The 12,979-nt window shown below is 33.0% G+C and carries 10 protein-coding genes; 8 read left to right on the top strand and 2 right to left on the bottom strand.

Annotated features, from left to right (window positions below):
* Positions 1–14 precede the first annotated feature (14 nt).
* From B0A66_RS15620 to B0A66_RS15605, 4 genes are all read left to right on the top strand, one after another.
* Positions 15–548, top strand: a complete 534-nt coding sequence (locus B0A66_RS15620; protein ID WP_089050787.1) for a DUF6155 family protein — start codon at positions 15–17, stop codon at positions 546–548.
* 108 nt (positions 549–656) lie between these two features.
* The gene (locus B0A66_RS15615; RefSeq protein ID WP_089050786.1) at positions 657–2,195 is read left to right on the top strand and encodes a DEAD/DEAH box helicase; all 1,539 of its coding nucleotides are present in this window, start codon (positions 657–659) and stop codon (positions 2,193–2,195) included.
* A 352-nt stretch (positions 2,196–2,547) separates the two neighbouring features.
* Positions 2,548–3,882: a DEAD/DEAH box helicase gene (locus B0A66_RS15610; protein WP_089050785.1), complete on the top strand. Its 1,335-nt coding sequence runs from the start codon at positions 2,548–2,550 to the stop codon at positions 3,880–3,882.
* Between the two features lie 88 nt (positions 3,883–3,970).
* Positions 3,971–5,230 (top strand): NAD(P)/FAD-dependent oxidoreductase, encoded by a 1,260-nt coding sequence (locus tag B0A66_RS15605; protein ID WP_089050784.1) that lies wholly within the window; start codon positions 3,971–3,973, stop codon positions 5,228–5,230.
* 68 nt (positions 5,231–5,298) lie between these two features.
* Here the strand turns inward: B0A66_RS15605 and B0A66_RS15600 are convergent, their stop codons facing one another.
* A complete protein-coding gene (locus B0A66_RS15600; RefSeq protein ID WP_089050783.1) occupies positions 5,299–6,525 on the bottom strand; it encodes a multidrug effflux MFS transporter in 1,227 nt (408 codons plus the stop codon).
* Positions 6,526–6,674: 149 nt separating this feature from the next.
* Here B0A66_RS15600 and B0A66_RS15595 point away from each other — a divergent pair, with 149 nt between their 5' ends.
* The 4 genes from B0A66_RS15595 (at position 6,675) to B0A66_RS15580 (ending at position 10,414) form a co-directional block, all read left to right on the top strand.
* A complete protein-coding gene (locus B0A66_RS15595; RefSeq protein WP_089050782.1) occupies positions 6,675–7,091 on the top strand; it encodes a hypothetical protein in 417 nt (138 codons plus the stop codon).
* A gap of 106 nt (positions 7,092–7,197) precedes the next feature.
* Positions 7,198–7,581, top strand: a complete 384-nt coding sequence (locus B0A66_RS15590) for a hypothetical protein (protein WP_089050781.1) — start codon at positions 7,198–7,200, stop codon at positions 7,579–7,581.
* Positions 7,582–7,898: 317 nt separating this feature from the next.
* The gene (locus tag B0A66_RS15585; RefSeq protein ID WP_089050780.1) at positions 7,899–9,815 is read left to right on the top strand and encodes a DUF294 nucleotidyltransferase-like domain-containing protein; all 1,917 of its coding nucleotides are present in this window, start codon (positions 7,899–7,901) and stop codon (positions 9,813–9,815) included.
* Between the two features lie 2 nt (positions 9,816–9,817).
* The gene (locus B0A66_RS15580; protein ID WP_089050779.1) at positions 9,818–10,414 is read left to right on the top strand and encodes a 3'-5' exonuclease; all 597 of its coding nucleotides are present in this window, start codon (positions 9,818–9,820) and stop codon (positions 10,412–10,414) included.
* A gap of 220 nt (positions 10,415–10,634) precedes the next feature.
* Here B0A66_RS15580 and acs read toward each other — a convergent pair whose 3' ends face one another.
* Entirely contained in the window at positions 10,635–12,542 is a 1,908-nt protein-coding gene (acs, locus tag B0A66_RS15575; RefSeq protein ID WP_089050778.1) for an acetate--CoA ligase, read from the bottom strand.
* Between the last annotated feature and the right edge of the window lie 437 nt (positions 12,543–12,979).

Genomic DNA, 12,979 nt, shown 5'->3' with positions numbered 1-12,979 from the left:
CTTAAACTTTGATAATGAGTAAGCGCGATTTAAAAAAATATTTAGGAGAATTAAGCAAAGAACAACTCGAGGAACAAATCATAGAGCTGTACGAGAAATTCAGTCCCGTAAAAGTGTACTACGATTTTGCTTTTAATCCTAAAGAAGATAAACTTTTACAAGAATCTAAAGTAAAAATTTCGCACGAATATTTTCCTGTAAAAAAACCAGGAGCAAAATGGCGTCCAAAAGCAAAAATGCGACGTTCCGTAGCGCAAAAAATCATAAAACATTACATTTCTTTAGGCGTTGATCCCTTTGTTACTGCAGATGTGATGCTTTACAATATCGAAATCGCACAAACTTTCTCATCACAAGGTCTTATAAAGCAAGAATTATTTTACAAAAGCATGCTTAATTCGTTTGAGCAAGCCGTAAATTTTGTTATTTCAAACGGAATTTTAAATGAATTTAAATCAAGAATTTTAGCAATTCATCAAGAAACTTTGCAACAAAAGTGGAAAAATAAATATGATTTTGAAGCAATTATCGATAAAATCGACTATTAAAAGCACTTCCCATAAAAAATCTTATTAAAAAAAATATTTATTTTACCTTAAAATACCACGAATAAACTGTTTTTTAGACGTAGTTTTGCAAAAACCCAAAATTTTAAAATGTCTCAAAATACTTTAGAAATAGAAAGAGAAGAGAAAAAAGAACTTTATGCATACCAAAAGGGCGATATTGATGCCATTTTTGAACGTTTAGATAATGCTCCTTCGAAACATCATTTATTATATCAATTGCCTACCGGTGGTGGAAAAACAGTTATTTTTTCTGAAATCGTTCGTCGTTATTTAGCCAATAATGATAAAAAGGTGGTGGTTTTAACGCATCGAATCGAACTTTGTAAACAAACTTCAAAAATGTTGAAAGGGTTTGGTGTATCTAATAAAATCATCAACAGTAAAGTAAAAGAATTACCGGATCAAAACGATTTTTCATGTTTCGTGGCGATGGTAGAAACGCTAAAGAATCGTATCAACGACGAAAAACTACATCTTGATAACATTGGTTTAGTTATTATTGATGAGGCACACTACAATTCATTCAGAAAATTATTAAACTCATTCAAAAATGCTTTTATTCTTGGAGTAACAGCAACACCGTTGAGTTCAAACATAAAATTACCAATGCACCAGAGTTACAATGAACTTATCGTGGGTGACACCATCAGTTCATTGATTGACAAAGGATTCCTTGCACGTGCAACTACATATAGCTATGACGTTGGTTTAACATCATTAAAAGTAGGTATCAACGGAGATTATACCGTAAAATCATCAGATGATTTGTATACCAATACATTGATGCAGGAAAAACTGTTGCATGCTTACACAGAGCGTTCTTTAGGTAAAAAAACATTAATCTTCAATAACGGTATCCATACATCATTATATGTATACGAAACCTTTAGAGAAGCAGGTTACGATATCAGACACCTTGATAACACCAGCAGTTCAGAAGAGCGTAAAGATATCTTGGCATGGTTCAAGAAAACTCCAGATGCAATCTTAACATCTGTAGGTATCTTAACAACCGGTTTTGATGAGCCAACTGTTGAAACCATTATCTTAAACAGAGCAACAAAATCGTTAACGCTATATTATCAGATGATTGGTCGTGGATCACGTAAATTACCTGGTAAAGATGAGTTTACAGTAATTGATTTAGGAAACAATGCAGCACGTTTTGGTTTATGGAGCGAGCCGGTAAACTGGCAACACATCTTTAAATCACCGGAATTTTATCTTGAAAACCTGCGTGATGATACCGAAATCGAAATGTATTTCAAATACAGTATGCCGCCGGAATTGCGTGCAAAATTCAGTAAAACAGCCGATGTTACTTTTGATGTTGATGAAGAGCATAAACTAATCATCAAACAAAATTTACGTTCTAAAGTTGTATTAGACAAATCATTAGAGCAACACGCCGCAATGTGTGTAGACAATACCGAAACACTGCAAGAAGCAAAATCATTAGGAAAAGAACTTGATGATGATATCGATTGCCGTATCAAACGTTATGCAAAATGTTTAAGCCAATGCAGTAAAAACTATCGCGAATGGCTTGTTGACGATTACAAATTAAAAATGGTTTTATTAATCGGTAAAAAATACCGTGAAAAAATCATGAACGAACCAGATTGAGAATAAGCATTAAAAAGTTCCAGGTTTCAAGTTATTACAACTTTAAAAATATAGCATCTTTGTCAGAGTTTTAAACTTTGGCAAAGATCTTTTTGATTAAAGAATACGTTTAATTAAGTAGTATTTTAAGGAGCTAATCCTGCTGTCCGCTATATCTTTTCCTTGCTAAAGAAGCAAGAAAAAGGATGTCGCTTCCATCAGGGCTAGAGATATGAAATAAAACATTAGATTAAATCTAAAATAAAGAGATTTCAAAAAATAATTAGTGAATTCGTGGCAAAAAACACCACTTTCAAATAAAAAACTTAGAGTCGATCTAAAATCAAAACTCTAAAATCTAAAATAAAAAAACATGTCTAAACAATTCTCAGCATTAGGAATTTCAGCACCAATTGTAAAAGCGCTAAGCGAACTCAATATTGTTGAACCAACAGAAATTCAACAAAAAACAATTCCGTTGCTTTTATCTGAAACTCATGATGTAGTAGGTTTAGCAAAAACCGGAACCGGTAAAACAGCTGCTTTCGGATTACCGTTATTGCAATTAATCAATACCGAATCTCCAATTGTACAGGCAATAATCTTAGTACCAACAAGAGAACTTGGACAACAAATCTTTAGAAATCTGGAAGATTTTGGAAAACACATTCCAAATATCTCTATCGCTTCAACTTGTGGTGGAATCCCAATCAAACCGCAAATAGAACGACTTACAGCGCCAACACATATCGTTGTAGCAACACCGGGACGTTTAATCGATTTGATTCAGCGAAAAGCAGTTGACCTTACACAAGCACAATACTTAGTTTTAGACGAAGCCGACGAAATGGTTTCCATACTAAAAGAAAGTTTAGACGAAATTGTTGCCGAACTTCCTAAAAAGCACCGTACTTTATTATTTTCAGCGACCTTACCCGGAACCATCAAACAATTGATTCAAAACTACTTAAATAAAAATGTAGTTCAGATTAGTGCCAACATGGAAACCTCAGGTAATCAAGAAATTGATCACGAATATATCGTAGTTGACCCAATCGAGAAATTAGATGTTTTAATGCACTTCTTAAACTCAAGAGATGGTGAACGCGGCATCATTTTTTGTAAAACCAAAGCAGCAGTAAATAAATTAGCCAAAAATCTGGCAATCAATCGTTTTTCATCTGGTGCATTACACGGTAGTTTATCACAGGGAATCCGTGACAGAATAATGGAACAATTCCGTGAAGGTCACATTAACATCTTAGTAGCAACCGATCTAGCAGCAAGAGGAATCGATGTAAAAGAAATTGCTTATGTAGTCAATTATCATTTGCCTGATACTTACGAAAACTACGTACACCGTAGCGGAAGAACTGCCAGAGCAGGAGCAAAGGGACTTTCATTAACCGTATTGCAGCAAGAAGAAGTTGTTGAAATTCCGGAATTCGAAAAAGAATTAGGAATTAAATTTACACAGTTCAAAAAACCATCAGCTGTAAGTTTAGAAGAAAACAACACGCTTTTGTGGGCGAAGCAAATTTTTAAAACCAAGCCAAATCACGATATTTCAGCAGAATTAAAAACAAAAGTAAAAACCGTTTTTCATCATCTTACCAAAGACGAATTAATCGAAAAACTGATGGCAAACTACGTCTTACAAAACAAAGTTGAAGTAACTGAAAAACCTGTTAAAAAATTCAAAAAGTAACAATTGTTACTTTTGACTTTGAATTTTAATGTTGTACTTTTATAAGGTATTCTTATTCAACAGAACCTAATTAATACCACAACATTATATGAAAATAGTAATCATAGGAGGCGGTTTTGCAGGTATAAATCTAGCCAAAGAGCTTGTAAATCAGCCTCAAATACAAGTAACACTTGTAGACAAAAACAATTATAACTTTTTTCCACCCCTCATATATCAGGTTGCCACCGCATTTTTAGAACCTTCAAGCATCAGTTATCCATTCAGAAAATTTTTTGCAGGTAAGAAGAATCTTGAATTTCGCTTAGGCGAATTACAATCTGTCGTTCCCACAGAAAACAAAATAATTCTGAACAACGGCGAATTAACATACGATTACCTTGTTTTTGCTACAGGAGCAGAAACGAGTTATTTTGGTATGGAAAACGTAATGAAAAACGCTATCCCGATGAAAACCTTAAATGATGCCATCGAAATGCGAAATACATTGCTTAAAAACCTTGAAAAAGCTGCCATCACAAAAGACATCCGTAAACGCCGTAAACTTCTCACTATTGTAGTTGCCGGAGGAGGCCCAACCGGAGTAGAAGTTTCAGGAATGTTTGCAGAAATGCGAAAAAACATTCTTTTAAAAGAATATCCAGAACTCGAAACATCAGCAAGTAATGTGTATTTAGTCGATGGGGGAGACGCTTTACTGGCACCAATGAGCGAAGCTTCTCAAAAAGATACTTATGACGCACTAACCAAATTAGGCGTTGTCATAAAACTCCAAAGCCGCGTAACCGACTATATTGATGACACCGTACATTTTGCAAACGGAGAAACTATTAAAACGAAAAATTTAATCTGGGCAGCAGGAGTTTCTGCTAAAGTTTTCGAAGGAATTCCACAAGAAAGTTACGGTCGTGGTCGTCGTATGGCAACAGATCAATATAATAAAGTAAACGGACTGGAAAACATTTACGCTATTGGAGATACTTCAATTTTATCCGGAGATAAAAATTTCCCAGAGGGACATCCGCAAGTAGCGCAAGTCGCCATTCAGCAAGGATTAAATTTAGCCAAAAATTTTAAAGCTCTTATCACAAATAAACCTTTAAAACCTTTTACCTACAACGACAAAGGTTCTATGGCCATCATTGGAAAAAACAAAGCCGTAGTCGATTTACCAAGTCCAAAATGGCATTTCAAAGGCTTTTTTGCCTGGGTTATCTGGTTGTTTATTCACCTGATTTCATTGATCACATACCGTAACAGAATCAATACTTTTTACAATTGGATGGTAGCCTATTTCGCAAGAGATCAATCTCTTAGAATGATTATCAGACCCGATAAAAGACAATAGAAAATCATAAAAAATGCCCTTAAGAAGTTAAAACTTTTTAAGGGCATTTTTTTTATTAAAATTTCCGTTTAGTGTGCCATCATAGCATCGTCGCCAGAAGCTTCAACTTTTTGTTTTATAAAACGTTTTCCAATATTTAAAACAATAAAAGCAACAATGGTCGTACAAGTCATAATTCCAACCATTGGAGCAACAGAGTCTTTTACAAAAATTCCAACAGCAAACGAAGCCAAAGCACCTAATCCAAGTTGAATGGCTCCCATTAAAGCAGAAGCACTTCCGGTATTCTTAGCGAATGGCGCTAAAGTAAGACCAGCCGTATTAGGATTTGAAATTCCTAAGCAACCTAAAAACAAGAATAACATTCCGATTGTTTCATACAATCCTAAAAGATTGTATACCGATAAAATCTGAAATGCAATTGTAATAACGGATTGCGTAATCAAAGCGCCAAAAATCATTTGTTCGCTTGAAAATCGCTTTAACAATACCGAATTTAACTGACTTGAACCAATAAAACTAACTGACATAAAAGCAAAGATCCAACCGTAAGTCTTAGCATCTACATGGTAAATATCCATAAAAACTATAGGTGAGGCCGCTACATACGTAAATAGACCTGAAAAAGAAATCGCTCCGGTAAAAGCGTAAGTAAAAAATTGAGGTTCTTTTAATACACTTATAAAATTAGCAATAATAGGTTTTGGCTTCAATGAAATTGAAGTATCCGGTTTATAAGTATTTGGTAAACCGATTTGAGAAGCAATTAAAATTGCAATTCCCATAAACATTAATATCAAAAAGACCATGTGCCAGCCAAAATCTTCCGTAACATAACCACCAATTGTTGGCGCTAACATTGGAGAAAGTCCCAAAACCAACATCAATAATGAAAATACTTTCGGAGTATCTTTTACAGGAAACAAATCACGAACCATTGCTACAGAAGCCACCGTTGCAGCACAACTACCAACAGCCTGAATAAAACGTAATGCTATAAACGAATCAATGTCAGCAACATAAACACATCCTAATGAAGCCAGAATATAAACCAGTAAACCAATAAACAATGGTTTTTTACGTCCAAAACGATCTAATAAAGGCCCATACAGCAATTGTCCCGCGGATATACCAATAAAATAACTGGACAAACTCATCGAAACTTTTGCCACAGTTGTGTTTAAATCTTTTGCAATACCCGAAAAACCAGGTAAATACATATCAATAGAAAAAGGCCCAAGAGCCGTTAGAGAACCTAAAATAAGGATAAGTTGGATATATTTTTTTTTTGTCATGTTTCTTAAAAGATTGCTTTTAATTTTTTGCAAAGGTAAATATTTCTTACCTTGTTATAGAAATAAACTCTTTTTATCTCAAAAAGATCGTTTATCAAGGCGTTTAAATTAAAAATGTTTTAAAAAATTCTAACTAAAATTACAAGATTATGAAAAAGTACACTTTACTCTTAGCGCTTATTTTTACAACAATGTCATTTGCACAAACTATTACATCTAAACAAGAAGAAGTAAGTATTGCGCAATACGAATTATTACAAAAAGTAAATAAAGCTTATCCGGACATTACATTAAGCAAAACAATTACTAATTTTTATGCAGACGGAAAAATCATCGATTCGCAGCAACAATTCGATCTAAAAGCTACAAAATTCACAAGTTACAAATTAGGAATCGAGCCAGATAACAAAAAAGTTTTATTTGAATATGATTCTCCTGAAACCGGAAAAGTATATGGTGATGTTTCTCTTTTTAAAGGAAATGTTTTAAAAACTACATTTTCTGAGCAAACTGGATTAATAGACGTTTCCTTAAACGGAAAATCTGTTTATCAAAGCAAAAAATAGAAATTAAAATTTAGAACTTTTGCACAAAGTTAATTCTTTAAAGCATCACGCAAGTGATGCTTTTTTAATTTATATTTGAACCAAATCTTAAAAAATTTTCATTATAATGAAAAAATATATTTTATTTCTATTTCTGATCTCTATATCAGCATATTCACAAGGCAATAAATTTACCGGAACCTGGAGCAGTGAAAATTGCAAAGATTGCAGCAAAAAATATATTTTGACAATGAATATAGCACAATCTAATAGCAAAATTTTTGGTACTGCAGAAATTGTTAGTGAAGACAAAGAATTAAGCAGCGGCGTTATGGAAGTTTCGGGATACGTTCATGGCATGGGTGAAAAAGCAGAAATTAAACTTAAAACAAAAAATGGTCTATCTACAAACGCAGTCCTGATAACCAATGAAGATTCTATACAATTTAATAAAAGAATGGGCGCTGATTTAGTACCAAGCGAAGTAATCCTTACAAAGTTGTATGATTAGGAATCCTTATCAAAATAATGAAAAAGCTTTAAAAATCAGCAATCCAGCTATTTTAAAGCATATATTATTTGAACTATAATTTATATTATGTAAAATAGACTTTTATAACAATCCTTCAATCCTTCAATCCTTCAATCCTTCAATCCTTCAATCCTTCAATCCTAAAAAAATAAATTCCAACAATCTAAAAATCTAAAAAAGACAACCATAAACATAACATTTCCTTAAAATAAATATATTCTCATACAGATGCTTTCATTGTGCGACATTAATTTATTATTTTTACATTCGATATTTAAAGAGATTATCAAAAACCTATGAATACAATTACCGAGCAAATTGCTGATTTTTTGAAAGAATACCCGCCGTTTAATAATTTGACATTTCAGGAATTGTCTGATATTTCAAATAATATTCGCGTACTAAATTTAGAAAAACATGCTGTGCTTTTTCAAAATAACGATCCACTTCATGATAGTTTCTATGTAGTCGCTTCTGGTGTAATAAATCTTACGAAGATTGCTGATGCAGAAGAAACTATTATAAACAAATGTCACGAAGGCGATATTTTTGGATTACGTCCGTTTTTTGCGAAGAATAACTACATGATGACCGCTAAGGCTCGTGAAGAAAGCATCATATATGCTATTCCAATCGCTGTTTTTAGACCATTTGTGGCTAATAATTCAGACGTTTTAAACTTTCTGTTAGAGAATTTCGCTGTAAATTCAAGACATACGAAGGATAATGTTAGTACCGGAAGTAAATCAACATCTGACAATGATTTTTATATAGATCAGCAATCAGACATGCAATATTTGCAATCTCTCACTTACAATAATTCACCGTTAAAAACAGAAGCACATCATATTATTAGAGATGTTGCCATTTTAATGACTGATTCTATGGTCGATAATATTGTGATTTGCGAGAACGATCAGCCGATTGGTATTGTTACCAATTCTGATTTATCTTCAAAAATTGCAACAGGACGTTACCCTATTACAGCAACTATTGACAAAATCATGTCATCGCCTGTAGTTACAGTAATTGAAAATGTTTCTCTTGCAGAAGCACAACTTTTGATGCTGAAAAATAATGTTACTCACTTGTGCGTAACAAAAGACGGTACTGCAAAATCAGCCATAAAAGGAATTATTTCGGAGCACGATCTTATTGTAGCTCAAGCAAGTAACCCTGGCGTTTTAATTAAAGAAATTAAACGCTCGCAGCTGCCAAAAGATTTAAAACAAATACGTGATCGTTTGTCTGATTTGATTCAAAACTCAATTCAGAAAAACATTCCTATTTCTCATATTAGCAATATTGCCAGCGAAATCAATTTAGCTATCATTAAGCGTGCTGTTGAATTGTCTATTTTAGATTTAGGCTCACCTCCTGCTCGTTTTGCATGGTTAAGTATTGGTAGTCAAGGTCGTAAAGAACAACTTTTACTAACCGATCAGGATAGTATTTTAATTTTTGAAGATGTTACTCCTGAAAAATACAGAGATGTAAAAGATTATTTCCTAAGATTGGCAAAAAGAACAACAGCTGTACTGGAAAAAGTAGGTTACGAACTTTGTCCAAATGGACACATGGCAAGTAATATGTTGTGGTGTAAATCATTGACAGACTGGACGAAACAATACAATAGCTGGATGAATACTCCAGGTGAAAACAGCAATGATTTGAGCAGTATTTTCTTTGATTATGAAATTGTTTTTGGAGAGCCAAAAATCGAAGAAGCCATTGAAAATGTAATTTTCAAAAATGCTACAAACAATACATTATTCTTTGATTTCTTAGGAAACGATGCGCTGAGAAAAAATGCACCTTTAAGTTTTTTCAAAAAATTCATTTTAGAAGAAGAAGGCCCGCATAAAACTAAATTTGATATTAAAACCCGTGCTTTAATGCCGCTAATCGATGCTGCAAGATTACTTATTTTAAATTCAAATATTAAGGGAATTCAAAACACCTATTTAAGATTCAAGCAATTAGCTATTGCAGATTCTAAAAATGCCGAAATATATTTGAGTTGTGCTGAAGCATTTTTAACGTTGTCAAAATTCAGAACCATTGAAGGGTTAAAAAACGATGATTCAGGTCAATACATTAATATAAAAGACATGTCTAAAACTGATAAAGAAAAATTAAAAAATGCTTTATTACCGATGAAAGACCTTGAAGAATTAATTAAGAGTAAATTTCAACTGACGCAATTCTCATAAATATGCTAGATTGGATTAAAAATATCAGTAAAGAGCATCCTGAATTTTGGAAGGATTATTTAAGTAAATTCGAGAATAAGCCGGATAAGTTCATTGTTTTGTCAACAGAAACTTCCGGACTTAATCCGGATAAAGATGTGATCTTATCTTTAGGTGCTTTTGCCGTAATTGATGATGGTATCGAAATCAAAGACAATTTCGAATCTCTTTTATTACAATATAAATTTTTAAAGGACAACGGACTTTCCAATGAATTTATAATTGAAAGCAAAATGGCAAAAATGGAAGAACATGATGCTATTGAAGCTTTTATAAAATATATTGGAAATGCAGTTTTAGTTGGTCACCATATCAATTTTGATATTGAGATGCTTAATAGCGCATTAGAACGTTTAGATTGCGGAAGATTAAAAAACGAAGCACTGGATGTCGACATGATGTATAGAAAATTGACAGACATCAACGACAAGCAATTTTCGCTAGACGAATTATGCGATATTTACAAAATTCCAAAAAGCGATCACAACTCTTCCTCTGAGGAAGCTTATAAAATTGCCCTTTTGTTTTTAAAACTAAAATCAAGACTAGGAATCAAGTAATTTTGTTGTGTAACCGTTGAATTGTTTAATCGTTTATTTGCTAGATCGTTTATTTGTTGAATTATTAAATCGTGGATTCGTTTAATTTGTTGAATCGCTTATTTATTAAGTTGTTTAACCGCAATAATTCACAATTCACAATTCACAATTCATAATTCACAATTCATAATTAAACAAAAAAAATGCCTCTTCATAAAAAGAGGCATTTTTTTTGTTTTAACTAAACTCTGTCTTTCATAATTTCTTCGACAATTTCCGGATTTAATAATGTAGAAGTATCTCCAAAATTAGAAAAATCTCCTTCAGCAATTTTACGCAAAATTCTACGCATAATTTTTCCTGAACGTGTTTTCGGTAAACCGGACACAAATTGAATTTTATCCAATTTTGCAATTGGTCCAATGTGATCTGAAATATATTGATTGATTTCTTTATTTAAATTTGCTCTGTCTCTATATTCTCCTGTTTCTTTTAGAATTACAAAACCATATAGAGCATTTCCTTTAATATCATGTGGGAATCCAACAATTGCAGATTCCGCTACTGCAGGATGTTCGTTGATCGCATCTTCAATTGGAGCAGTTCCAAGATTATGACCCGAAACAATTACAACATCATCAACTCTACCCGTAATTCTGTAATATCCAACTTCGTCTCTTAATGCTCCGTCTCCTGTAAAATATTTTCCAGGGAAAGCAGAGAAATAAGTGTCTTTATAACGTTGGTGATCTCCCCAGATAGTTCTGGCGATTCCTGGCCACGGAAATTTAATACATAAACTTCCAACAACTTGGTTTCCTTCAATTTCATTGCGTTTTTCATCCATTAAAACAGGTTGAATACCCGGTAACGGCAAAGTCGCATACGTTGGTTTTGTTGGCGTTACAAATGCAATAGGAGAAATCATAATTCCACCTGTTTCCGTTTGCCACCATGTATCCACAACTGGACATCTTTTATCTCCAACGTGGTCGTTGAACCAGTGCCAAGCTTCTTCGTTAATTGGTTCTCCAACAGATCCAATTACTTTAAGTGATTTTAGAGGATATTTTTGAATATAATCTAAACTTTCTTTTGCTAACGAACGAATAGCTGTTGGCGCAGTATAGAATTGTGTGATTTTATGTTTTTCGATAATATCCCAAAAACGGCTAAAATCAGGATAAGAAGGAACGCCTTCAAAAATCACAGTTGTACCTCCGTTTAATAAAGGTCCGTATAAAATATAAGAATGTCCGGTAATCCAGCCAATATCCGCTGTACACCAGAAAATATCATTTTCTTCGTGGCTAAAAACGTTCTTGAATGTGTACGCTGTGTAAACCATATATCCGGCAGTAGTGTGTACCATTCCTTTTGGTTTTCCTGTAGAACCAGATGTATACAGAATAAACAAAGGATCTTCGGCATCCATAATTTCAGCAACACTATTATCTATAGCTGCATCTAACAAAGGCTGCAACCAAACGTCACGACCTTCATTCATTTTGATTTCAGTATTTGTTCTTTTAACAACCAAAACTGTTGAAACTGTTGGACAAGTCTCTAAAGCCTCATCTACAATTCCTTTTAAATCAATTGTTTTGTTTCCTCTGTAACCACCGTCAGCGGTAATTACCATTTTACATTCGCAATCATTTACTCTCGCAGAAACTGCAGAAGCTGAGAATCCTGCAAAAATAACAGAGTGAATTGCACCAATTCTGGCACAAGCTAAAACAGCTACAGCCAATTCAGGAATCATTGGAAGATAAATACAAACTCTGTCTCCTTTGCGAACACCCTGATCACGCAAAACATTTGCCATTCTTGATACTCTATCGTATAATTCATTATACGTTATATGTAAGGCACTTTCAGAAGGATCATTCGGTTCAAAAATGATAGCCGTTTTTTCTCCTCTTTTACTTAAGTGTCTGTCAATGCAATTTTTTGTAATGTTGACTTTAGCTTCTGTAAACCATTTTACTTCAGCATCTGCCATATTGAAATCTACAACCTTATCCCATTGTTGGTACCAAGTAAAATTTTCTTCAGCTATTTTTCCCCAAAATTTCCTCGGCTCTCTTATTGACTTATTGTAATGTTTAAAATATTGTTCTAAATTTTCAATTTTATAATAACTCATAGGTAATGGAATTTTTTTATAAATGTATTAAATCTACACGTATTCTTAAAACTATTTAATTCATAAATTTTATAAAAAAAATACACATAACAAATTAAAATTTGTTTTTTTATGTATTTAATATATTTTTTAGCTTTTTTCGCTAAATATGCAATCACAAAAAAGGCATAATAATAAATTATCATGCCTTTAAATTTAACAATTTCGATAACAATTAATCTGTAATTCCTGATTACATACCGATGTGCTATTTTTGAAAGCAGCAGCATCTTACTTAATTAATATAGAAACTTCTACAAGTATATTTATAACTAAACATACCCCATTATTCGGGATTACCTTCACTTAACTCATTTAACTTAAACAAGTTAAGCGAATGCAACATGCAACTATATCCATATTTTTTTAATAAGTGCTTACTAATTCAAAATATTACG

The sequence above is a fragment of the Flavobacterium hercynium genome (assembly GCF_002217285.1).
GTDB classification, from domain to species: domain Bacteria; phylum Bacteroidota; class Bacteroidia; order Flavobacteriales; family Flavobacteriaceae; genus Flavobacterium; species Flavobacterium hercynium.
Note: the sequence above shows the minus strand (reverse complement) of the source record. Positions and strands in the feature narration are given on the sequence as shown.